This window comes from Pantoea wallisii (assembly GCF_002095485.1).
Lineage (GTDB): Bacteria > Pseudomonadota > Gammaproteobacteria > Enterobacterales > Enterobacteriaceae > Pantoea > Pantoea wallisii.
Map to the genome: position 1 here is coordinate 1 of NZ_MLFS01000055.1, position 23,351 is coordinate 23,351.

25 protein-coding genes are annotated in these 23,351 nt (G+C 57.1%); 13 read left to right on the forward strand and 12 right to left on the reverse strand.

Annotated features, from left to right (window positions below; genetic code table 11):
* The 8 genes from HA48_RS17140 to rlmC form a co-directional block, all read left to right on the forward strand.
* On the forward strand, positions 1-435 hold a 435-nt coding region (locus HA48_RS17140), incomplete at its 5' end, for a RimK family alpha-L-glutamate ligase (protein ID WP_128602401.1).
* Positions 436-522: 87 nt separating this feature from the next.
* A complete protein-coding gene (locus tag HA48_RS17145) occupies positions 523-1,002 on the forward strand; it encodes a type III secretion system chaperone family protein (protein ID WP_128602402.1) in 480 nt (159 codons plus the stop codon).
* A gap of 371 nt (positions 1,003-1,373) precedes the next feature.
* The gene (gene potF, locus HA48_RS17150; protein WP_128602403.1) at positions 1,374-2,483 is read left to right on the forward strand and encodes a spermidine/putrescine ABC transporter substrate-binding protein PotF; all 1,110 of its coding nucleotides are present in this window, start codon (positions 1,374-1,376) and stop codon (positions 2,481-2,483) included.
* A gap of 119 nt (positions 2,484-2,602) precedes the next feature.
* Positions 2,603-3,736: a putrescine ABC transporter ATP-binding subunit PotG gene (gene potG, locus HA48_RS17155; RefSeq protein WP_158086975.1), complete on the forward strand. Its 1,134-nt coding sequence runs from the start codon at positions 2,603-2,605 to the stop codon at positions 3,734-3,736.
* Positions 3,737-3,745: 9 nt separating this feature from the next.
* Entirely contained in the window at positions 3,746-4,702 is a 957-nt protein-coding gene (gene potH, locus HA48_RS17160; RefSeq protein WP_128602405.1) for a putrescine ABC transporter permease PotH, read from the forward strand.
* The gene (potI, locus tag HA48_RS17165; RefSeq protein WP_128602406.1) at positions 4,699-5,544 is read left to right on the forward strand and encodes a putrescine ABC transporter permease PotI; all 846 of its coding nucleotides are present in this window, start codon (positions 4,699-4,701) and stop codon (positions 5,542-5,544) included. Before potH ends, potI begins: the two co-directional genes overlap by 4 nt.
* Before the next feature lie 66 nt (positions 5,545-5,610).
* On the forward strand, positions 5,611-6,075 hold the full coding sequence (locus HA48_RS17170; RefSeq protein WP_128602407.1) for a YbjO family protein: 465 nt from the start codon (positions 5,611-5,613) through the stop codon (positions 6,073-6,075).
* A gap of 47 nt (positions 6,076-6,122) precedes the next feature.
* On the forward strand, positions 6,123-7,259 hold the full coding sequence (gene rlmC, locus HA48_RS17175; RefSeq protein ID WP_128602408.1) for a 23S rRNA (uracil(747)-C(5))-methyltransferase RlmC: 1,137 nt from the start codon (positions 6,123-6,125) through the stop codon (positions 7,257-7,259).
* Positions 7,260-7,322: 63 nt separating this feature from the next.
* Here the strand turns inward: rlmC and artJ (HA48_RS17180) are convergent, their stop codons facing one another.
* From artJ (HA48_RS17180) to HA48_RS17205, 6 genes are all read right to left on the reverse strand, one after another.
* Positions 7,323-8,054 (reverse strand): arginine ABC transporter substrate-binding protein, encoded by a 732-nt coding sequence (artJ, locus tag HA48_RS17180; protein WP_128602409.1) that lies wholly within the window; start codon positions 8,052-8,054, stop codon positions 7,323-7,325.
* Between the two features lie 145 nt (positions 8,055-8,199).
* Complete coding sequence (gene artM / locus HA48_RS17185) at positions 8,200-8,868, reverse strand: arginine ABC transporter permease ArtM (protein WP_128602410.1); 669 nt, start codon at positions 8,866-8,868, stop codon at positions 8,200-8,202.
* 3 nt (positions 8,869-8,871) lie between these two features.
* A complete protein-coding gene (gene artQ / locus HA48_RS17190; RefSeq protein WP_128602411.1) occupies positions 8,872-9,585 on the reverse strand; it encodes an arginine ABC transporter permease ArtQ in 714 nt (237 codons plus the stop codon).
* Between the two features lie 6 nt (positions 9,586-9,591).
* A complete protein-coding gene (gene artJ, locus HA48_RS17195) occupies positions 9,592-10,323 on the reverse strand; it encodes an arginine ABC transporter substrate-binding protein (RefSeq protein ID WP_128602412.1) in 732 nt (243 codons plus the stop codon).
* A gap of 15 nt (positions 10,324-10,338) precedes the next feature.
* Complete coding sequence (gene artP, locus HA48_RS17200; protein WP_128602413.1) at positions 10,339-11,067, reverse strand: arginine ABC transporter ATP-binding protein ArtP; 729 nt, start codon at positions 11,065-11,067, stop codon at positions 10,339-10,341.
* Between the two features lie 239 nt (positions 11,068-11,306).
* Positions 11,307-11,846: a lipoprotein gene (locus HA48_RS17205; protein WP_128602414.1), complete on the reverse strand. Its 540-nt coding sequence runs from the start codon at positions 11,844-11,846 to the stop codon at positions 11,307-11,309.
* 111 nt (positions 11,847-11,957) lie between these two features.
* On the opposite strand from HA48_RS17205, the gene HA48_RS17210 reads away from it, so the two are divergent.
* Together HA48_RS17210 and HA48_RS17215 are read left to right on the forward strand one after the other, a co-directional pair.
* Positions 11,958-12,278 (forward strand): heavy metal-binding domain-containing protein, encoded by a 321-nt coding sequence (locus HA48_RS17210; protein ID WP_128602415.1) that lies wholly within the window; start codon positions 11,958-11,960, stop codon positions 12,276-12,278.
* On the forward strand, positions 12,278-13,102 hold the full coding sequence (locus HA48_RS17215; RefSeq protein WP_128602416.1) for an N-acetylmuramoyl-L-alanine amidase: 825 nt from the start codon (positions 12,278-12,280) through the stop codon (positions 13,100-13,102). Before HA48_RS17210 ends, HA48_RS17215 begins: the two co-directional genes overlap by 1 nt.
* Here the strand turns inward: HA48_RS17215 and ltaE are convergent.
* The 3 genes from ltaE to HA48_RS17230 all read right to left on the reverse strand — a co-directional run bounded on the left by ltaE (position 13,099) and on the right by HA48_RS17230 (position 16,923).
* Positions 13,099-14,118 (reverse strand): low-specificity L-threonine aldolase, encoded by a 1,020-nt coding sequence (ltaE, locus tag HA48_RS17220; protein WP_128602417.1) that lies wholly within the window; start codon positions 14,116-14,118, stop codon positions 13,099-13,101. The genes HA48_RS17215 and ltaE overlap by 4 nt on opposite strands.
* 69 nt (positions 14,119-14,187) lie before the next feature.
* Entirely contained in the window at positions 14,188-15,909 is a 1,722-nt protein-coding gene (gene poxB, locus HA48_RS17225; protein WP_128602418.1) for a ubiquinone-dependent pyruvate dehydrogenase, read from the reverse strand.
* Between the two features lie 114 nt (positions 15,910-16,023).
* Positions 16,024-16,923: a LysO family transporter gene (locus HA48_RS17230; protein WP_128602419.1), complete on the reverse strand. Its 900-nt coding sequence runs from the start codon at positions 16,921-16,923 to the stop codon at positions 16,024-16,026.
* 137 nt (positions 16,924-17,060) lie between these two features.
* Between HA48_RS17230 and HA48_RS17235 the strand changes: the two genes are divergently transcribed.
* A complete protein-coding gene (locus HA48_RS17235; RefSeq protein ID WP_128602420.1) occupies positions 17,061-18,701 on the forward strand; it encodes an ATP-dependent nuclease in 1,641 nt (546 codons plus the stop codon).
* A gap of 88 nt (positions 18,702-18,789) precedes the next feature.
* Here the strand turns inward: HA48_RS17235 and cspD are convergent, their stop codons facing one another.
* Positions 18,790-19,011 carry a cold shock-like protein CspD gene (gene cspD, locus HA48_RS17240; RefSeq protein WP_128602421.1) on the reverse strand — a complete coding sequence of 74 codons (222 nt, stop codon included), beginning with the start codon at positions 19,009-19,011 and terminating at the stop codon, positions 18,790-18,792.
* Between the two features lie 323 nt (positions 19,012-19,334).
* Between cspD and clpS the strand changes: the two genes are divergently transcribed.
* Together clpS and clpA are read left to right on the forward strand one after the other, a co-directional pair.
* A complete protein-coding gene (gene clpS / locus HA48_RS17245) occupies positions 19,335-19,655 on the forward strand; it encodes an ATP-dependent Clp protease adapter ClpS (RefSeq protein WP_128602422.1) in 321 nt (106 codons plus the stop codon).
* Positions 19,656-19,710: 55 nt separating this feature from the next.
* A complete protein-coding gene (gene clpA, locus HA48_RS17250) occupies positions 19,711-21,990 on the forward strand; it encodes an ATP-dependent Clp protease ATP-binding subunit ClpA (protein ID WP_128602423.1) in 2,280 nt (759 codons plus the stop codon).
* 89 nt (positions 21,991-22,079) lie between these two features.
* Here clpA and infA read toward each other — a convergent pair whose 3' ends face one another.
* Both infA and aat read right to left on the reverse strand, forming a co-directional pair.
* Positions 22,080-22,298, reverse strand: coding sequence for a translation initiation factor IF-1 (gene infA / locus HA48_RS17255; RefSeq protein WP_002211347.1), 219 nt, complete (start codon positions 22,296-22,298; stop codon positions 22,080-22,082).
* Between the two features lie 349 nt (positions 22,299-22,647).
* Positions 22,648-23,340, reverse strand: a complete 693-nt coding sequence (gene aat, locus HA48_RS17260) for a leucyl/phenylalanyl-tRNA--protein transferase (protein ID WP_128602424.1) — start codon at positions 23,338-23,340, stop codon at positions 22,648-22,650.
* Between the last annotated feature and the right edge of the window lie 11 nt (positions 23,341-23,351).

Here is a 23,351-nt window from a genome sequence, read left to right on the forward strand (position 1 = left end):
CGGCAGGCGGCGGAGAGCGTGATCGATGCGTTTCGCGGTCTGAATGCCCATATTCTGGTGCAGGAGTTCATTAAAGAGGCGCAGGGGCGCGATATCCGCTGCCTGGTGATCGGTGATGAAGTGGTGGCGGCTATTGAGCGGGAAGCCAAAGAGGGCGATTTTCGCTCTAACCTGCATCGCGGCGGCACAGCGCGTGTGGTGAGCATTACTGACAAAGAGCGTGAGGTGGCGGTGAAAGCCGCCAGTACGCTGGGGCTGGCCGTGGCGGGCGTTGATATTCTGCGCGCCCATCGCGGGCCGCTGGTCATGGAGGTCAATGCCTCGCCGGGGCTGGAGGGCATTGAAGGCTGTACCGGTTTAAATATTGCCGCGCGAATGATTGCATGGATTGAGCAGCACGCCTGTCCCGGCTATCGTCCTAAAACCGGTGGCTAAGCCGCGCTTTTACGCGGTTTTCGTGGCATCGACCGCTATTTTTCCGTAAGCTAAGGCGCTTATTTATTCACCCCACAGGACATAACGATGGATTCACTGGTCGTTCCTGACATCGACATGCTGCGTCGCTGGCTGGATCAACAAAATATCACCTGGTTCGAGTGTGACGCCTGCCAGGCATTACATCTGCCGCATATGCAGAACTTTGACGGGGTGTTTGACGCGAAAATCGACCTGGTGGATAACGTAATTCTCTTCTCGGCGCTGGCCGAAGTGAAACCCACTGCGCTGATTCCGCTGGTCGGCGATCTGTCTCAGATTAACGCCAGCTCGCTGACGGTGAAGGCCTTCATTGATATTCAGGATGACAATCTGCCCAAGCTGATTGTGTGCCAGTCCATTAGCATTACCGCCGGCCTGACGTTTGGTCAGTTCTCACACTTTATGAAGCAGAGCGAAGAGGGTATCTCCATGGTGATCATGGAGGCGTTTGCCAACCATCTGCTGATGATGGGCGAAGAAGAGGACCACCCGCCGGGCGTCAGCAGCCAAAGCATGCTGCACTGAGTTCCCTGCCTGACTAACTGCCGCTTTTTGCGGCAGTTTTCATTTCAGACCCACCACTTTTTATTCTGCATTTTGCCCTTTATTGCCAGATATTAGTTGTGCTTTATGCCACTAGTGCCAGACCCCATAGCAGAAACATGCATAACTTATCGCAAAAAGGCGTTTTTTAAGCTGGGATCTGGCACGGGCTAAGCTGGGGGGCTATTCTTGCGGGGCTGCCTGATACGGGCAACGCCAGCTCAGGTATAGGTTTTTGCTATTAAACTCCCGCTGAATATTGATTCATTGTGTGGCTGTATTTTTACAGCTCGCGCAACGACCGGATCGCGTGTATGCAGCGTTGTAATGACCCGCTCAGGAGGAATAAAAACATGATCAACCACCAGAAAAAATGGTTGCCAGGTGTGGTTGCCGGTGTGCTGATGGCTGCGGCCGTGGGCGTACAGGCAGAAGATAAAACGCTGCATGTGTATAACTGGTCCGACTATATTCCGGCCGATACCGTTCCCGAATTCGAAAAGCAGACCGGCATCAAAGTGGTTTACGACGTGTTTGACTCGAACGAGGTGCTGGAAGGCAAATTAATGGCGGGCAGTACCGGCTATGACGTCGTTACGCCGTCGTCCAGCTTCCTTGCGCGTCAGCTGCAGTCGGGCGTGTTCCAGGAGCTGGATAAAAGCAAACTGCCTAATTACAAAAATCTCGATCCTGACCTGATGGCAAAAATTGCCCAGCACGATCCGGGCAACAAATACGCCATTCCGTACCTGTGGGGCACCACCGGTATCGGCTATAACATCGATAAAGTGAAAGCCGCGCTGGGTACCGACGCGCCGGTTAACAGCTGGGATCTGGTGATGAAGCCAGAGAACCTGGAGAAGCTGAAGAGCTGCGGTGTCTCCTTCCTGGATGCGCCCGAGGAGATTTTTGCCACGGTACTGAATTACCTGGGCAAAGATCCTAACAGCACCGATGCCAAAGATTACACCGGTCCAGCCACCGATCTGCTGCTGAAGCTGCGCCCGAATATTCGCTACTTCCACTCTTCGCAGTACATCAACGATCTGGCCAACGGTAACATCTGCGTGGCGATTGGCTGGTCTGGCGATATTCTGCAGGCGAAAGATCGTGCAGAGAAAGCCAATAACGGCGTGCATCTGGGGTACAGCGTGCCGAAAGAGGGCGCGCTGGCGTTCTTCGACATGATGGCCATTCCAAAAGATGCCAAAAACCTTGATGCAGCCTATCAGTGGCTGAACTACATCATGGACCCGAAAGTGATTGCGAACGTCTCTAACAAGATGAACTACGCCAACGGCAACAAAGCGTCGCTGCCGCTGATCAACGCTGATGTGCGCAACAATCCGGGCATCTTCCCGACCCCGGAGGCGATGGCGAAGCTGTTTGTGCTCAAAGTCCAGGAACCGAAACTGGATCGTGCGCGTACCCGTGCATGGACTAAAGTAAAAAGTGGTAAGTAATTCGTTCACAACGGATTAACTATCATCAGACGACAACAGAGGCGCGGTGCAGGCCTCTGTTGTGCCATTTTAGCGGCTGGCTGTGCCGCGCTATTCCGCTTAGCGCCGGAGAAATGTTAGTGAACGACGCGATTCCCCGCCCCCAACATAAAACGGCTAAGGCGTTAACGCCGCTGCTGGAAATTCGCAATCTGACCAAATCTTTTGACGGCCAGCACGCCGTAGATGATGTCAGCCTGACCATTTATAAAGGTGAAATCTTTGCCCTGCTCGGCGCTTCCGGCTGTGGTAAATCCACGCTACTGCGCATGCTGGCGGGATTCGAGATCCCCAGCAGCGGACAGATTGTCCTGGATGGTCAGGATCTGTCGCACGTGCCGCCTTATCAGCGCCCGATCAACATGATGTTCCAGTCCTATGCGCTGTTCCCGCACATGACGGTGGAGCAGAACATCGCCTTTGGCCTTAAGCAGGACAAACTGCCAAAAGGGGAGATCAGCAGCCGCGTGGCGGAGATGCTGGCGCTGGTTCACATGGAGGAGTTCGCCAAACGTAAGCCGCACCAGCTCTCGGGCGGCCAGCGTCAGCGCGTGGCGCTGGCACGCAGCCTGGCGAAGCGGCCAAAACTGCTGCTGCTGGATGAACCCATGGGCGCGCTGGATAAAAAACTGCGTGACCGTATGCAGCATGAAGTGGTGGATATTCTGGAGCGTGTGGGCGCCACCTGCGTGATGGTAACGCACGACCAGGAAGAGGCGATGACCATGGCCGGCCGTATCGCCATCATGAACCGCGGTAAATTCGTGCAGATTGGCGAGCCGGAAGAGATCTACGAGCACCCGACCAGCCGCTACAGCGCCGAGTTTATCGGATCGGTTAACGTATTCGATGGTCTGCTGCGTGAGCGCCGCGAAGATGGCCTGGTGATTGATGCGCCGGGCCTGGTGCATCCGCTCAAGGTGCAAACCGACGCATCAATTGTCGACAACGTGCCGGTGCACGTGGCGCTGCGGCCGGAGAAAGTGGTGCTGTGCGACGAGGTACCGGCCGATGGCTGCAACTTTGCCGTGGGCGAGGTGGTGCATATTGCCTACCTTGGCGACCTGTCGATCTACCATGTGCGCCTGCACAGCGGGCAGATGCTTTCAGCACAGCTGCAGAACGCCCATCGCTATCGCAAAGGCGCGCCCACCTGGGGCGACGAAGTGCGCCTGTGTTGGGATGCCGATAGCTGTGTGGTTCTGACGGTTTAAGGGGGCGTAATGAGCCAGATTTCTCACTCGCGCGTGCCAAAAGTGGTCGGCACGCCGCTCCAGCGCTGGGCAACGCGCATTAAAATGCAGCATGGCCGCAAGCTGGTGATCGCGCTGCCGTATCTGTGGCTGATCCTGCTGTTTATGCTGCCGTTTTTGATCGTGCTGAAAATCAGTTTCGCGGATATTGCGCGCGCGATCCCGCCCTATACCGATCTGGTGACCTGGGCAGACGATCAGCTCAATGTGGTGCTGAACCTTGGTAACTACTTCACGCTCACGGACGATCCGCTCTATGCAGAGGCCTATTTGACCTCGCTGAAAGTGGCGGCCATCTCAACGGTGATCTGCCTGCTGATTGGCTATCCGCTGGCGTGGGCGGTGGCCCACAGTAAGCCCTCCATGCGCACCATTCTGCTGCTGCTGGTGATTCTGCCGTCATGGACCTCGTTCCTGGTGCGCGTGTACGCCTGGATGGGGCTGCTGAACAACAATGGCATCCTCAATCGCTTCCTGATGTGGTTGGGCGTGATTGATCATCCGCTGATCATTCTCTACACCAATACGGCGGTCTATATCGGGATCGTTTACTGCTATCTGCCCTTTATGGTGCTGCCGATCTACACCGCGCTGACGCGCATCGACTACTCGCTGGTTGAGGCGTCGCTGGACCTCGGCGCGCGCCCGCTGAAAACCTTCTTTAGCGTGATCGTACCGCTTACCAAAGGCGGCATCATTGCCGGCTCGATGCTGGTGTTTATCCCGGCGGTGGGTGAATACGTCATTCCGGAGCTGCTGGGCGGTCCGGACAGCATCATGATTGGACGCATTCTCTGGCAGGAGTTCTTTAACAACCGTGACTGGCCGGTAGCATCCGCGTTGGCGGTGATCATCCTGCTGATCCTGATTCTGCCGATTGTCTGGTTCCACAAGCACCAAAACCGTGAAATGGGAGAGAAGGGATGAACCAGCTACCGACCATTCGCTCTCCGTGGCGCACCGCTATTCTGGCGCTCTGCTTTATGTTCCTCTATGCGCCGATGCTATTGCTGGTGGTCTACTCCTTCAACAGCTCGCAGCTGGTCACAGTGTGGGAGAGCTTCTCCTTCCACTGGTACAAGGTGCTGTTCCAGGATGAGGCGATGCTGGACGCGGTGGGGCTAAGCCTGACGATTGCGGCGCTGTCGGCCACCATGGCGGTGGTACTGGGCACCATGGCGGCGGTGATCATCGTGCGCTTTGGTCGCTTTCGTGGGCACAGCGGCTTTGCGTTTATGCTCACGGCGCCGCTGGTCATGCCCGATGTGATCACCGGTTTGTCACTGCTGCTGCTGTTTGTGGCGATGGGCAATACGCTGGGCTGGCCGGGCGACCGCGGCATGCTGACCATCTGGCTGGCGCACGTGACGTTCTGTACCGCCTATGTTGCGGTGGTGATCAACTCACGGCTGCGCGAACTGGATCGCTCAATCGAAGAGGCGGCGATGGATCTCGGCGCTACGCCGGTCAAGGTGTTCTTTGTCATCACCGTACCGATGATCGCGCCAGCGATTGTCACCGGCTGGCTGCTGGCGTTTACCCTGTCGCTGGACGATCTGGTGATTGCCAGCTTCGTGACCGGTCCGGGCGCTACCACGCTGCCGATGGCGATCTTTGCCACGGTGCGGCGCGGTGTGAATCCGGAGATTAACGCGCTGGCATCGCTGATCCTCTTTATTGTCGGGCTGGTGGGCTTTATCGCCTGGCGCTTTATGGCACACGAAGAGAAGCAGCGTTTACGCGATATTCAGAAAGCAAAACGTGGCTGAAATCGCTAACATTTGCCAATATAAGCAAGGCTGACTGCGTCAGCCTTTTCTTATGGAGCATGGTGGATGTCGGAAACCCTGAAAAGCGCAATGTTAACCTCGACGCCGGTGCCGGTAATGGTCGCGGGGATCGCTATCATTGCCACACGCTGTATCAGCGTCCTGATGCTGGCGAACGAGCTCGGTTACGATGAAATGGCCAATTTCGTTCACCGCAGTGCACAGGCGTGGGACTCGACGCTGATCTTTATTGCCAGCCAGCTGATTTTCCTGTTTGAGCTGCGCTGCGCCTTTACCCTGATGCGCGGCAGCAACCGTGGGCGTTGGGGCTATGTGGCCGCGCAGCTTGTGGTTCTGCTCTATATGCTGATGGCATCTGTCGGCTGGATCTACCCGGAGATTTTCAGTATCTCCGGCGAGAGTAACGCGCAGATTATTCACCATACGCTCCAGCAGAAGCTGCCGGATCTTCTGGTTCTGCTGCTGCTGTTTGTGCCGGCCAGCAGTCGCGCATTTTTCCGCAGCCGGTGATACAATCGTCCCCCATTTTTTCTCCCGACATTTAATACAGGCTTTCCATGCATTGCGCGCTTTATGATGCCGGTCTCTGTCGCTCTTGCCAGTGGCTGGAAAAACCCTATCCGCAGCAGCTCAGCGATAAACAGGCGCTGTTACAGCAGCTGCTGGCCGACACACCGGTGGCCGGGTGGCTGCCGCCGGTCAGCTCGGCGCAGCAGGGGTTTCGTAATAAAGCCAAGATGGTGGTAAGTGGCAGCGTGGAGCGGCCGGTTTTTGGTATGGTGACGCGTGAGGGGGATGCGGTTGATCTGGTCGATTGTCCGCTCTATCCCGCCAGCTTTGCGTCGGTATTCGCGCTGCTGAAGCCGTTTATCGCCCGTGCCGGCTTAACACCCTATAACGTCGCGCGCAAACGTGGCGAGCTTAAATTTCTGCTGCTGACGGAGAGCACGCAGGGCGGCATGATGCTGCGTTTTGTGCTGCGCTCTGGCGAGAAACTGGCCCAGCTGCGCGCCGCGCTGCCGTGGCTGCAGCAGCAGTTGCCGCAGCTACAGGTGATCTCCGCCAATATTCAGCCGGTGCATATGGCGATTCTGGAAGGGGATGAGGAGATCGCGCTAACGCCCGATCAGGCGCTGGTAGAGAATTTCAATCAGGTGCCGCTCTATATTCGCCCGCAAAGCTTTTTCCAGACCAACCCGCAGGTTGCCGCCGGGCTGTATGCCACTGCACGCGCCTGGGTGGCGCAGCTGGCAGTCAGCAGCATGTGGGATCTGTTTTGCGGGGTGGGTGGATTCGGTCTGCACTGCGCCACACCGGCGATGCAGCTGACCGGTATTGAAATCAGCGCCGAAGCTATCGCGTGTGCACGGCAGTCAGCGCAGCAGCTGGGGTTGGATAAGGTGAGTTTTGCTGCGCTGGATTCAACGCAGTTTGCAACGTCACGTGAACAGGTGCCTCAGCTGGTGCTGGTGAATCCGCCGCGGCGCGGCATTGGTGCTGAGCTCTGCGCCTGGCTGAGCCAGATGGCGCCGGAGTATCTGCTCTACTCCAGCTGTAATCCGACCACCATGGCGCAGGATATTGCCCGTCTGCCGGACTACAGCGTCAGCCGCGTACAGCTGTTTGATATGTTCCCGCATACGGCGCACTTTGAAGTGCTGACGTTACTCACCAGAAAGGGTGGAACAGCGTAGCGACGACCTGCGCTGAGGACGTGCAGAACCTGGCAGGCCGCGCGCCACGCTATCCCATAATGCTTACTCCGGGAACCACTTCTGGTTGATCTGCTGCCATTGGCCATTGGCTTTCAGCGCTGCCAGCGCCTTGTTCATCTGATTGAGCAGCGGTGCGTTGCCTTTGCGTACCGCAATCCCCAGCCCGGTACCGAAGTAGTCGCTATCGGTGATGTGCTCACCGACCGCGCTCAAATCGTCGTTGGCTTTCAGCCACTGATTTACTACCGCGCTATCCCCGAATACCCCGTTCAGACGGCCGTTTTTCAGGTCGAGAATGGCATTCTGATAACTGTCATACGCCACAGCGATAACCTCCGGGTGCTTCTCCAGCAGGTATTTCTGGTGCGTGGTGCCATTCTCTACGCCAACGCGTTTGCCTTTCAGCTGGCTGAAATCGGTGAAAGCGCCTTTATGGGCAATCACAATCGCTGAATTTGCGTAGTAAGGCTGGGTGAAATCCACCTGCTGGCTGCGCTCGGCCGTGATGTCCATGCCGGAAATGACGGCGTCGTAACGGCGAAATTTCAGTGAGGGGATTAGGCTGTCGAAGGCATTGTTGGTGAACGTGCACTCCGCTTTCATCTGCTGGCACAGCGCTTTTGCCAGGTCGATATCAAAGCCCACTATTTGATTGTTGTGGTCGAGTGATTCAAAAGGCGGGTAGGTTGCCGATGAGGCGAAGCGAATTTTCTCTGCCGCATAAGCATTCATTGTCAGCGTTGCCAGCGCAGCCGCAACAATCCATTTTTTCATTATATGACTCCTGTAAACCATGCCAGAGGCAGAATGATTTACACCATGCCAGTTAATGAATTTGTATGCAATATTAATGGGTAAAAATTTAACTTGCCGTGGTGGGTGGTGTCGCGGCACAGACGAAGGTGCCGCGACGGAGCGATCAGTTACGGCGCTCAAAGGCCAGCGCGCGTTTCTCAATCAGGCGCATCATAAGGGTCAGCAAGCCGTTCACTACCAGATAGATCAAGCCAGCGGCAGCGTAGACGGTGACATCATAGGTGCGGCCATACAGCAGCTGGCCATGGCCCATCACCTCCATCAGCGTAATGGTATAAGCCAGCGAGGTGCTTTTAAACACCAGCACCACTTCGTTAGAGTACGAAGAGAGCGCGCGCTTAAATGCGTACGGCAGCAGAATGCGCAGGGTATCTTTGCGGTTCATGCCCAGCGCCGCGCACGATTGCCACTGTCCGGCGGGGATTGCGCGCACCGCGCCGTAAAACAGCTGCGTGGTATAGGCCGCGCTGTTGAGTGACAGCGCCAGCAGCGCGCACAGCCACGGCTGCGACAGCAGATGCCACAACCACGGCACGCTCTGAATAGAGGGGAACTGGCCGGGGCCGTAATAGATCAGGAAGATCTGCACCAGCAGCGGCGTCCCGGTGAACACGGTGATATAGCCCCTGACCAGCCAGTTCAGCACCGGCATTTTCAGCGAGAGTACCACGGTGCACAGCAGCGCCAGCACCAGGGCGGCAATCAGCGATGCCACAGTTAGCGTCAGGCTGGTATGCAGCCCTTTTAGCAGTTCAGGAAAATATGCCAGCATGCGTCAGGCCCCCCGCTCGAAACGCGTGGTACGTGACTCAATGCCGCGCAATACCGCCTGGCTAAACAGCGTAATCACCAGATAGATCGCCGCCGCAACCAGGTACCACGTAAACGGCTCCTGGGTGCGTGTGGCAATGCTTTTGGTCTGTAGCATCAGATCGTTCACGCTAATCAGGGATACCAGCGCGGTATCCTTGAGCAGCACCAGCCACTGATTGCCGAGGCCCGGCAGGGCGTGACGCCACATCTGCGGCATGATCAGGCGCAGAAAAATGGCCGATTTTTTCATGCCCAGTGCCTGGCCCGACTCCCACTGACCAACCGGCACCGCTTTTAGCGCCCCGCGTAGCGTTTGCGAGGCGTAGGCGGAGTAGAGCATCGCCAGCGCAATCACGCCGCACAGGAAGGGGCTGACATCGAAGTTTTCAATCGGCACCTGTACCGGAATGCTGAACAGGCCAAGATTGATGTGGAAACCGTCAGAGAGCGTCAGCAGTAACTGTGAGGCGCCAAAATAGATAAACAGCACCACCAAAATCTCCGGCAGGCCGCGAATCAGCGTCACCAGCGCCGTGCCCAGCCATGCCAGCGGTCTCCAGCGTACCGACTCCCAGCCAGCAAAAATCATCGCCAGCACAAGGCCGGCGATCAGAGCACAAACAGCAAGGCCAACGGTCATGCCGGCGGCGCTTGCGAGTGGAATCATTTCATTCATCAGAGATTACTGCTGAAACCATTTGCTGTAGATGGTTTTGTAGGTGCCGTCAGCTTTGATCTTCTCCAGCGCGGCATTGAACTTGCTCTGCAGCTCGGTGTTACCCTGGCGCACAGCGATGCCCAGACCCGTGCCGAAGTAATCTTTATCGGTCACTTTTTCACCCAGCGGCGCGAGGTTGGCGTTCTGCTTCAACCACTCGTTGACCACGGCAGTATCACCAAACACTGCATCAATACGGCCATTTTTCAGATCCAGCACGGCGTTTTGATAGCTGTCGTAAGGCACGACGGTAATATCGCTGTGCTTGTCAGTCAGGAATTTCTGATGCGTAGTGCCGTTTTGCACGCCAACACGCTTGCCCTTCAGAGCCGCGACGTCGGCCAGCTTGCCTTTCTGCGCGATGAAAATGGCGGAGTTGTCATAGTAAGGTTTAGAGAACAGAACCTGCTTTTCACGCTCTGGCGTGATGTCCATACCCGCCATTACCGCGTCAAAACGGCGGAACTTCAGGCTGGGGATCAGGCTATCAAAAGCCTGATTGGTGAAGGTGCAGGTGGCGTCAATCTCTTTACACAACGCGTTAGCCAGATCGACATCAAAGCCCTGGATCTTGTTATCGGAATCGACAAACTCAAACGGAGGGTATGAGGCCTCAGTGGCGAAACGCAGGGTTTGCGCCGCGGAAGCGCTCAGGCTCAGCGTGGCAAGCAGTGCAGCAAGTACAACTTTTTTCATTGAGAGCATCCTGACTTAGTGCGAAAGATAATGCGCAAACGCGTCGGTTTGCGGCTGTGTAAAGTGGCTGGCATCGCCCTGTTCAACAATACGGCCGTTCTCCATATAGACCACGCGGCTGGCGGTTTTACGCGCCACCTCCACCTCGTGCGTCACAATCACCTGGGTAATCTGCGTCTGCGCCAGCTCACGAATGATGCTGACAATCTGCGCGGTGATCTCCGGATCGAGGGCGGCGGTAGGTTCATCAAACAGCAGTACCTGGGGCTCCATCATCAGCGCACGCGCAATCGCGACGCGCTGCTGCTGGCCACCAGAGAGGTGCAGCGGAAAACGTCCGGCATACGGCGTCAGGCGCAGGCGTTCCAGCAGCTTATCGGCTCGCGCATGCGCAGCCTCTTTGCTGAGCCCAAGCACGCGGCACGGGGCTTCAATCAGGTTCTGCAGCACGGTGAGGTGCGGCCAGAGATTGTATTGCTGAAATACCATGCCGACGTTCTGACGCAGCTCGCGAATTGCGCTGTCAGAAGGCGCTTTGGTGAAATCAAAGTGGTTGCCGGCAATCTGCAGGCTGCCGGATCGCGGCTGCTCCAGCAGGTTGAGCACGCGCAGGAGTGAGCTTTTCCCCGCGCCACTCGGGCCGAGCAACACCAGCGTTTCGCCCTGCGGGCAAGCCAGGTTGATATCGAACAGTGCCTGATGGGCACCGTAAAAACAGTTTATGGCGTTTAGTTGAATACTCATGCGCAAAAAATGAATAGCAATTAGTGTCGCAAATCTTAACGTCACCAGAATAGTTATGCAATTGAGGTGGGTTAAAATTTATTAAAGAGCAATTAAACAGCAAAAGCGTAGCACAATATCGGGCAGGTCAGGGCGTGAAAGGGCTGAGCGCTGGCCATTAACGTGAGCAACACCCAAAAAAAGCGCCGCAAGGGTGCGGCGCGCTGATGAGTGCAGCTAAGGGGTGAAAAAATCGGCGGTTATTTTTTCTCTTCCAGCAGCTGGCTCAGGGAGCCACCGCCCGCATGCGGCCACTCCGCGACGTAGCGCACATCATCCACCACCCAGCAAGTACCCTCGTGGATCATCAGCACCTCGTCGTGCCAGCGCTTATCGTCCCGGGTGAGGTCCACGCGCAGCGGAATATTGCGGGCATCGCGATTGGGAATGGTGGAGGCGCTGGCGACGTCAGCGGATGTGGGGCCCTGCGCGAGGCTGGAGAAGAGATCGCCCTGGCTCCATGAAGCTGGTTTAGCCGTTTGCGTACTGGCGCGCAGCAGCTGTTGATAGAGATGATCGCTCAGATAAGGGCGGTATTTCGCCAGCGTGGTGCTGTCCGGCAACCCCTGAGTCGGCTGGCTTACGCGTAAATCGTAGAACTGCTGCGCCACGCTGTCCGGGCCTCCTTCAGCGCAGGCCGCCGTGCGCGGACCGTTGTCCTTGATCACCGGTTCAACCGTCGTACAGGCACTTAGCAGTAACGCAGCGGGAACAAGCAGCGCAAAGGCATTGTTTCTCATCTCGATTTCCTTATTGTTGTTCACTGGCAAAGTGCCATTTTTAGCATAGAGTATAGCCGTGCTTTTACGCCGTACGAGCTATCGCGCTACGAATCAGAACAGGAGAAAACCATGAAATTTTCCACTACCCCGACGCTGGAAGGGCACAGCATCACGGAATATTGTGGCGTTGTGACCGGCGAAGCGATCCTCGGAGCCAATATCTTCCGTGACTTTTTCGCCGGCATCCGCGATATCGTCGGCGGACGCTCCGGCGCCTATGAGAAAGAGCTGCGTAAGGCGCGTCAGATTGCTTTTGAGGAGCTGGAAGAGCAGGCCAAAGCGCTGGGTGCAAATGCGGTAGTCGGCATTGATATCGATTATGAGACCGTCGGCAAAGAGAGCAGTATGCTGATGGTGAGCGTAACCGGTACGGCTGTGATCGTCCGCTAATGCGCGTAGTGCTGCTGCTGGCGCTGTCGTTGCTGCTAAGCGCCTGTCAGTCGGGGATCGACGCGCGTCCGGGATACCGGGTGGATACCACGCACCCGGCGCAGGGCGCGCGACCGCGTATTAAAGTGGTGGTGATTCACTACACGGCGGAGGATTTTCCGTCGTCGCTGGCAACGCTGACCGATCGCAACGTGAGCGCGCATTATCTGATTCCGCAGCAGCCGCCGCAGCGCGCGGGCCAGGGGACTATCTGGCAGTTAGTGCCGGAAGATCAGCTGGCGTGGCACGCCGGGCCAAGCTTCTGGCGCGGTGCAACGCGCATCAACGACACCTCCATTGGCATCGAGATTGTGAATCAGGGATACCATCGCACGCTAACCGGTTTGCAGTGGCAGCCGTTTACACCTGCACAGATCCATGTACTGACGGCACTGGTGCGCGACATTACCCGACGGTACGGCATCAGCGCAGAGAACATTGTCGGTCACAGCGATATTGCACCGCAGCGTAAGCAGGATCCCGGTCCGCTGTTTCCCTGGCAGCAGCTGGCGCAGCAGGGGCTGGGCGCGTGGCCGGACAGCGCTACCGTGCAGCGTTATCTGGCAGGGGAAGAGGCGGAGAGAGTGGTAGATCAGGCGCGCTTACTGGATGCGCTACAGCGCTACGGCTACGATGTGGCCGCAGCGAGGACGCCACAAATGCAACGCAAATTGATTGCGGCGTTTCAGATGCATTTCCGCCCGCGTGATTACCGGGGCATCGCCGATGCGGAGACGCTGGCGATTGCACGGGCGCTGCTGGCGAAATATGGTGCAGCCTTTTAAACGTCTGACGGGCTGTGCTGGTGTAAAAACGCCTGCCAGTGTTCCACCAGCCGCTGCAAATCCTGGCGTGAAACATCAAGATGGGTCACGATGCGCGTGCGAGCACCCACGCTTAACAGCACATCGCCCGACTGCATCCATGCCTGCAACGCCCCGACCTGGTTGGCGGGGACGTTAACATAGACCATGTTGGTCTCCTGGCTCACCACATCCACCCCTGTGGCACGCAGCTGCTCTGCCAGCCAGGTGGCATTGTCGTGATCTTCTTTCAGGCGCGAGACGTTATGCTGCAGGGCATACAAGCCGGCTGCTGCCAGGATACCCGCCTGACGCAGGCCACCACCGGTCATCTTGCGCCAGCGGCGCGCTTCCTCAATATAAGCCACATCGCCACACAGCAGCGAACCGATTGGGGCGCCAAGCCCTTTAGAGAGGCAGATGGTCAGGGTGTCGCAGTAGCGGGCGATATCGATCAGCGCGCTATCCAGCGCCACGACGGCGTTAAAAATACGCGCGCCATCGATATGCAGGGCCAGATTGCGCTCACGCGTAAACTGCCACGCCTGCTCGAGATAGCTGAGCGGTAGCACCTTACCGTGATGCGTGTTCTCCAGGCTGAGCAGACGCGTGCGGGCGAAGTGGATATCGTCCGGCTTGATGGCCGCGGCGACATCCGCCAGCGGCAATGAGCCGTCAGCCGCGTGCAGGATGGGCTGCGGCTGAATACTGCCCAGCACCGCCGCACCGCCGGCTTCATATTTGTAATTGTGCGCCTGCTGGCCAACGATATACTCGTCGCCGCGCTGGCAGTGGCACAGCAGCGCCACCAGGTTCGCCTGCGTACCGGAAGGGAAGAACAGCGCGGCGGCTTTACCGCTCAGGCGTGCGGCTTCCGCTTCCAGCGCATTGACTGTCGGGTCGTCGCGATAGACATCATCGCCGGTTTCGGCGGCCATCATGGCATCCAGCATGGCGGCACTCGGGCGGGTTACGGTATCACTGCGTAGATCAATCACGTCGCTCTCCTGACACAAAAAAGCGGGCTAAGCGCCCGCGGGATAGTAAGTCCGGCAAGATGATCTCTTTTACCGCAGCCAGTTGGTTTTCGCCAGCTCGACAATTTCATCACCGCGCCCGTTCAGAATGGCGCGCAGCATATACAGGCTGAACCCTTTGGCCTGCTCGGCTTTGATCTGCGGCGGCATCGACAGCTCCTCTTTAGCCGTGATCACATCCACCAGCACCGGGCCGTCATGGGCGAAGGCCTCTTCAAGCGCACCGTTCAGGTCAGAGGCTCTCTCTACGCGAATCCCTTTAATGCCGCAGGCGGCAGCAATCGCAGCAAAATCCGGGTTCTCCAGGTCCGTGCCGTCTGTCAGGTAGCCGCCGGCCTTCATCTCCATGGCGACAAAACCCAACACGCTGTTATTGAAAATCACCAGCTTCACCGGCAATTTAAGCTGCGCCAGCGAGATAAAATCGCCCATCAGCATGCTAAAGCCCCCATCACCACACAGCGCCACCACCTGGCGCTGTTTATCAATCGCCTGCGCGCCCAGCGCCTGCGGCATGGCGTTGGCCATTGAACCGTGATTGAAGGAGCCGATCAGGCGACGTTTGCCATTCATCTGCAGATAGCGCGCGGCCCAGACGGTTGGCGTACCGACGTCACAGGTAAAGATGGCATCTTCAGCCGCATACCGGCTGATCTGCTGCGCCAGATACTGTGGATGAATGGCCTGCTTATCATTCGGCGTTGCCAGCTCATCCAGCCCTTTACGCGCATCAGCATAGTGCTCAAGCGCGCTATCCAGGTGATGACGATCGCTGTGTACCTCCAGCCGGGGCTGCAGCGCCCGCAGCGTGGCTTTAACATCGCCAACCAGCGCCATATCTACGTGGCTGTGGGCGCCGAGGCTGGCGGGGTTAATATCGATCTGGATAATGTTGGCATCGGCCGGGTAGAACGGACGATAAGGGAACTGCGTACCCAGCAGCACCAGCGTATCGGCATTCATCATGGCGTGATAGCCGGAGGAGAAGCCGATCAAGCCGGTCATCCCGACATCGTACGGGTTATCGTACTCAATGTGCTCTTTACCGCGCATGGCATGCACTACCGGGGCTTTCAGGGTTTCGGCCAGCCTGACCACCTCTGCATGCGCGCCGGCACAGCCGCTGCCGCACATCAGGGTGATATTTTTGGCTGCGTTAAGCGTAGAGGCTAAGCGATCGATCTCGCCGGCAGAGGGCACAACGTGAGGCAGCTGCGGCGGATACCACGTGCTGCGCGCGCCTTCCGGCGCCGCCTTGAGCGCCACATCGCCCGGCAGCACAATCACCGATACGCCGCGATTCAGAATCGCTTTACGCATTGCGATACCGAGCACCTGCGGTAACTGTTCCGGATTCGACACCAGTTCGCAGTAGTGGCTGCACTCGCGGAATAGCTCTTGCGGATGGGTCTCCTGGAAATAGCCGCTGCCGATTTCGCTGGAGGGGATATGGGCGGCAATCGCCAGCACCGGCACGTGGTTACGGTGACAATCGAACAGGCCGTTGATCAGGTGCAGGTTGCCCGGGCCGCACGAACCGGCGCATACCGCCAGTTCGCCGCTGATTTGCGCTTCAGCGCCCGCAGCAAAAGCGGCAACCTCTTCATGGCGCGTTGGCATCCATTCAATGGTGCCCATGCGGTTCAGGCTGTCGCTCAGCCCGTTAAGCGAGTCGCCGGTCACGCCCCAGATGCGTTTCACACCTGCGCTCTCCAGCGTTTTGGCCAGTAGTGCCGCCACGGTTTGTTTCATTGTTCGCTCCTTTCTGGTGTTAAGCCATCCATGCCGATGGCGAAAACGGTTCAGTCAGAAAGCGTAGACGAACGCGAAAAAACGCAGCCGTGAAAAAATGCGCTGCGTGGTTTTTCAGGCGGAAAACAGGGCGATAAGGATCGGTGCCAGCAGGTTCATAATAAAGCCATGCACAATCGCGGCGGGCACAATCTCCATCCCGCCGGCGCGTTGCAGAATCGGCAGCGTGAAATCCATGGAAGTGGCACCGCTCAGGCCCAGCCCGATACTGCGGTAGCGCGCCATCAGCACCGGAATCAACAGCACGGAAGCCAGTTCACGCAGCAGATCGTTAAAGAACGCGGCGCTGCCCATCACCGGACCGTAAGCTTCCGTCATCAGAATCCCTGAAAGGGAGTACCAGCCGAAGCCGCTGGCCAGCGCCAGCCCGGTTTTAACGGAAACGCCCAGCAGCCAGGCCGCCAGCACGCCGCCCGCCAGCGAGCCGCACAGCGACACCAGCGCGACCATCATCCCGCGTCGATTGATAGTGATCTGGCGCAGCGTCATACCGCTGCCGCGTAGCTGTACGCCGACTAAAAACAGCAGCACAATCAACGCAATTTCACTGAGCGTTGACGCGCTGCGCAAAGGGGCCCACTGCGTTAATCCCACCAAAAAACCGGCCAGGACGGCCACGCACAGTTTGAGTGACTCCAGCATCATGTGCCAGCGCGAAGGGAGATCCTGCTGGCGACGTTGCTGATGCCATGGCCAGCGTCGCTCCAGCAGCCACAGCGCCAGCAGCGAGCAGCTGAGGATTGCCCCCGCCGCGATAAAGGCCGTTTTGAAAACGATAAGTAAATTACTGCCAAGATTATCCAGGAAGGCCAGGCTGGTGCCCATAAAAAACAGAATGGCGTAGACCAGCAGGCTCAGCAGGCGATTAACGCGCTGCAGCAGCGCAGGCTGATGCCAGGGCAGCAGATAGCCGATAAACAGCGGCACAAGAATGATTAACAGTCCGGTATACATGAAGAGGGCAGGTCCTTTTTTGGCGAGGCGTCACGCTAATAGAAAACGCCTGAAGTGTAAACCTTTTCGGGCGGCGGAGACTTGACCAACGCAGCGTGGCGAACCATGCTCAGGCAAAGCAATGAAGGGATGGCGTGATGATTCTGGAACATATCGATATTCAAAATTTTCGCGGCATTAATCGCCTGTCGCTGCCGCTTACCGACACCAATCTGCTGATTGGTGAAAACGCCTGGGGGAAATCCAGCCTGCTGGATGCATTAACCCTGCTGCTGGCACCCGGCGCCACTCCCTATCTGTTTACGGAACACGATTTTCACTTCCCGCCGGGGGACGTTGCGTCGCGCCGGCGACAGCTGCAGCTGGTGTTGCGCTTTCGGGCGCGCGGCAGCGAAGATGACGCGCTGTACCAGCCCTTCTGGCAGCGTGACGAGCAGGGCCGCTACCTTCTCTTCAGCACGCGTGCAACGCGCAACGCGCAGGGCGTGAAATCCAGCTGGCGCTTTATTGATGCTCAGGGCGATGTGCTGCCGGCGGCGGGCACGGATGCAGCGCTGGCGCATCTGCGCGCTTACCATCCGGTGCTGCGGTTACGTGATGCGCGCTTTGGCCGTCGCGCCCGTCAGCATGATGAGGAGCGTGCGCGCCGTACCACATCGCCGGATGAACTGACGCAGGCGATGGAGACGCTGACACGGGATCTGGTGGCGCGGCCACAAAACCTCAGCGATGCGCTGCTGCGTCAGGGATTACACACCATGCAGCAGCTGCTGGAGCACTACTTTTGGGTACAGCAGCCGGGCAGCAGTGCCGCACGGGTAGCGCCGGAGTTGCGTGACGGCAGCCAGGGCTGGCGCTCGCTCGATCAGCTCAACCGTCTGATTGCCGGTACGGAATCGCGCAGTCGTCAGGTCATCCTGCTACGCATATTATCACTGCTGATCCAGGCGCAGGGCAGTGAGGCGCTGCCGGCCGGTGCACATCCGCTGCTGCTGGTGGAGGATCCGGAAACGCGGCTGCATCCCATTATGCTGTCGGTGGCGTGGAACCTGCTGGAGCTGATGCCGCTGCAAAAAATTGCCACAACCAACTCTGGTGAACTGCTCTCTCAGGTGGCGCTGGATACGCTCTGTCGGCTGGTGCGTGAAACCGATCGCGTGGCGGCCTGGCGCATCGGCCCGGAGGGGTTAAACGCAGAAGAGAGCCGGCGTATCGGCTTTCACATCCGCGTCAATCGCCCGTCAGCGCTGTTTGCGCGCTGCTGGCTGCTGGTGGAGGGCGAGACGGAAGTGTGGATTATCAACGAACTGGCGCGGCAGCGCGGTTATCACTTCGCAGCGGAAGGCGTGAAGGTGATTGAGTTTGCGCAATCCGGCCTTAAGCCACTGCTAAAGTTTGCGCGGCGCATGGGTATTGCCTGGCACGTGCTGACCGACGGCGATGAGGCGGGAAAAAAATATGCTGCCACGGCACGCAATCAGCTGCAGGCGCATGAGCCGGAAGAGGCGCACCTTACGCAATTTCCGGCAGCGGATATCGAACACTTCCTCTATAAGCAGGGCTTTAGTGATGTTTATCATCAGATGGCGCACCTGTCGTTAAACGTGCCCATGAACACGCGGCGTATTATTACTGCAGCGATTCATCACAGCTCGAAGCCGGAGCTGGCGATTGCCGTGGCGATGGCGGCGGCGGCGCGCGGGCCGGAGGCAGTACCGCCGCTGCTGGAGCAGCTGTTTGCCCGGGTAATCGGGCTGGCGCACGGGCGCGCAGGCTAATTGATAAGGGGAGCGCACAAGAAAAATGCCAGCGTCTGCGGCTGGCATTTTTTTTCGGGAGTGGTCAGAATGAGTGCAGTCGGCTGCGTCAGGCGACCTGCGATGTCTCACAGGGCACAATCAGACTGGCGTGATTGCCTTTCGGCCCTTCATGGACATCAAACTGGACATGCTGGCCCGCTTTCAGCGTTCTGTATCCCTCCATCTGGATCGTGGAGTAGTGTGCGAAGATATCGTCGCCGCCGCCAATCGGACAGATAAAGCCGAAGCCTTTGGCGTTGTTGAACCATTTAACAGTACCCGTCTCCATGCTTTTACTTCCCTCGCAAGACATTTTGATAAGTAGGTGAGGTCATTGAAGCTGTGAGTCGAGTTTGTTTAAAACTCAATCAGCTTGTGTAAGTAGAATGTAGAGAAACGGACCTTATCGTCAAGCAAACGGCCCTGGCGCACGGGGAGAAATTCATCAAAATTTGAGGCAGTTAACGCTATTGCAAATTTTGTGATACAGGTCGCGCATGCGCTTTCAGGACCGATTTTTGCAACAGGTAATCCGGCTTGACAGGCATGTTAAACTTTAGGTGTGAGCACAGAAATGTGCGCTACCGTAACGCAGAATTTCAACGGAACATTATGGCAAACACAAACGACTGGCTTAACTTTGAACACCTGGCCGAAGACAAAGTACGCGAAGGGTTAAAGCCGCCTTCAATGTATAAAGTCATTCTGAATAATGACGATTATACACCTATGGAATTTGTTATTGACGTTCTGCAAAAGTTCTTTTCTTATGATATTGAACGTGCAACGCAGCTGATGCTGAAAGTTCACTACCATGGAAAGGCGATCTGTGGTGTATTCACCGCAGAAGTGGCGGAGACCAAAGTCGCCCAGGTGAACAATTATGCCCGGGATAATCAACATCCGTTGCTGTGTACGCTGGAAAAAGCCTGAAGCTGTCTCCATATAGGATTCAGATCGTCAGAGCGATAATTGGGGGAGGTGCCAAATGCTCAATCAAGAACTGGAACTCAGTTTAAACATGGCTTTCGCCAGAGCGCGTGAGCACCGTCACGAGTTTATGACCGTCGAGCATCTGTTGCTGGCCCTGCTCAGCAACCCGTCGGCCAGAGAGGCACTGGAAGCCTGTACGGTGGATATTTCGGCTCTGCGGCAGGAACTCGAAGCCTTCATCGAACAAACCACACCGGTGCTGCCAGCCAGTGAAGAGGAGCGCGATACGCAACCGACGCTCAGCTTCCAGCGCGTGCTGCAGCGTGCGGTTTTCCATGTCCAGTCGTCGGGCCGCAGCGAAGTCTCGGGTGCCAACGTGCTGGTCGCCATCTTCAGCGAGCAGGAGTCGCAAGCGGCTTACCTGCTGCGTAAACACGAAGTGAGCCGCCTTGATGTGGTGAACTTCATCTCCCATGGTACGCGTAAAGATGAGCCGGGCCAGCCGCAGAACAACGCGGAGAATCCGGTTAACGAAGAGCAAGCAGGCGGGGAGGAACGTATGGAAAACTTCACCACCAATCTTAATCAGCTTGCTCGTGTCGGCGGGATCGATCCGCTGATCGGCCGCGATAAAGAGCTGGAACGTACTATTCAGGTGCTGTGCCGTCGTCGTAAAAACAACCCGCTGCTGGTGGGTGAATCAGGCGTCGGTAAAACTGCGATTGCGGAAGGCCTCGCCTGGCGCATTGTGCAGGGCGATGTGCCGGAAGTGATGAAAGAGTGCACCATCTATTCGCTCGACATCGGTTCGCTGCTGGCGGGCACCAAGTACCGTGGTGATTTTGAAAAACGTTTTAAAGCGCTGCTGAAACAGCTGGAGCAGGATAACAACAGCATCCTGTTTATCGACGAGATCCACACCATTATCGGCGCCGGTGCGGCATCAGGTGGCCAGGTGGATGCGGCGAACCTGATCAAGCCGCTGCTCTCCAGTGGGAAGATCCGCGTGATGGGATCGACCACCTATCAGGAGTTCAGCAACATCTTTGAAAAGGATCGTGCGCTGGCGCGTCGTTTCCAGAAGATCGACATCACTGAACCGTCGGTAGAAGAGACGGTGCAGATCCTCAACGGGCTGAAACCGAAGTACGAAGCGCATCATGATGTGCGTTATACCGCCAAAGCGGTGCGTGCGGCCGTTGAGCTGGCGGTGAAGTACATCAACGATCGTCATCTGCCGGATAAGGCCATAGATGTGATTGATGAAGCCGGCGCGCGCGCGCGTCTGGTGCCGGTCAGCAAGCGCAAGAAAACCGTCAACGTCTCAGATATTGAGTCGGTGGTGGCGCGTATTGCGCGTATTCCGGAGCAGAGCGTCTCAGCAACCGATCGCGATACGCTGAAAAATCTGGGTGACCGCCTGAAGATGCTGGTGTTCGGACAGGACAATGCCATCGAAGCGCTGACGGAAGCCATCAAGATGAGCCGTGCTGGCCTGGGTCAGGATCGCAAACCTGTTGGTTCGTTCCTGTTTGCCGGCCCGACCGGCGTCGGGAAAACCGAGGTAACCGTTCAGCTGGCGAAGGCGCTTGGCATTGAGCTGCTGCGTTTCGATATGTCGGAATATATGGAGCGTCACACCGTCAGCCGTTTGATCGGTGCCCCTCCGGGATATGTCGGTTTTGATCAGGGCGGCCTGCTCACCGATGCGGTGATCAAGCATCCGCATGCGGTCGTACTGCTGGATGAGATTGAGAAAGCCCATCCGGATGTCTTTAACCTGCTGCTGCAGGTGATGGACAACGGCATGCTGACGGATAACAACGGACGTAAAGCGGACTTCCGTAACGTGGTCGTCGTAATGACTACTAACGCCGGCGTGCGTGAGACCGAGCGCAAATCGATTGGCCTGATTCAGCAGGATAACAGCACCGACGCGATGGAAGAGATCAAGAAGATCTTCACGCCGGAGTTCCGTAACCGTCTCGACAACATTATCTGGTTCCGCCATCTCGATACCGAGGTGATTCATCAGGTCGTGGATAAGTTTATCGTTGAGCTGCAGGCTCAGCTGGATGCGAAGGGCGTCTCGCTTGAGGTCAGCGACGAAGCGCGTGACTGGCTGGCTGAGAAGGGCTACGACAAAGCGATGGGCGCACGTCCGATGGCGCGTACCGTGCAGGAGAACCTCAAGAAACCGCTGGCGAACGAGCTGCTGTTCGGTTCACTGGTGGAGGGGGGATCGGTATCTGTAGCGCTGGATAAAGAGAAAAATCAGCTCACTTATCACTTCCTGAGCGCCGAGAAGCGTAAAACGGAAGGCACCGTGCACTAACGGTGAAGCATAAGAAAAAGGCCGGATGCGAATCCGGCCTTTTTTTTCGCGCTTAGTAAAATCTGCAAACGCGAGGCGTGTGCAACAACTTAGCGACTACGGAAGACAATGCGGCCTTTGCTCAGGTCGTACGGGGTCAACTCGACAGTCACTTTGTCGCCCGTCAGGATGCGGATGTAATTTTTACGCATTTTACCGGAGATATGAGCGGTAACCACGTGCCCGTTTTCAAGCTCTACGCGGAACATGGTGTTAGGTAATGTATCCAGTACAGTACCTTGCATTTCAATATTGTCTTCTTTGGCCATCGAATCCTCTGGGTGAACTACCAAACTGTTGAACCGGCAAGATAATGCCGAATTCCATGATTTATGTAAAGAAACGTTGGTTGTTTTTGCCAACGCTTCGCCGTGCGTCGCGCCGTTGCGCGTGCATTACGGATATAAATTCGGGTGTTTTTTGACGTCTGCGGGGGATTAGCGGGCTAAGAATCTGCGGCAATCGGCATCAGGTGCACAACTGAAACAGCTTCGGGAACAGGGTGAGATTCCCAGCCTGGCAATTCCGGCTCGCCACAGCGAAGCGCGGACGACATACCAAACTCGCTTATTGTATCACTTTTGTCGGGAATTGTGTGCAAAACATCTGCGCGGCGAGTCAAAAAAGGGTTTGTGTTTGCCAGCAGCCGCTCAAAACCGGCTCTGCGGCCAGCGTTTGCACGTACTGAAGATAATCTACGCGCGCTATCTCAACGGCGCCCAACGACGCGGTATGTGGGTTCAGCACCTGGCAATCAATTAAACGCCCCTGATGGGCAACGAAATGCTGCGAAAACACCCACAGCGCGGTTTTAGACGCATTTTCCTGCCGGCTGAACATCGACTCGCCGCAAAAAATTTGCCCCAGCGCCAGGCCATACAGGCCACCCACCAGCCGGTTATCATCCCAGACCTCAATCGAATGCGCATGGCCCAGCTCATACAGCCGTAGCCACGCCCGCTTCACCTCAAAGGTAATCCATGTGCCCTCCTGGCGACCGGTGGCACAACCCTCCAGCACCTGGGCGAAGGCGTGATTCATCGTAACGCGGTAAGGTGAGCGGCGATGAAAGCGCGCCATACTGCGGCTAAGATGAAAAGCGTCTGGCAGCATGACCGCGCGCGGATCGGGCGACCACCACAAGATCGGATCGCCCGGTGAGAACCACGGGAATATGCCCTGCTGGTAGGCGTTTATCAGCCGGGCAGGGGAGAGATCACCGCCCATGGCCAGCAAACCGTTGGGCTCGCGTAGCGCCATTTCTGGCGGCGGGAAGTTCAGCGAATCCCGGGAAAGTTGTATCAGTCTCATTGCGTCCTTCA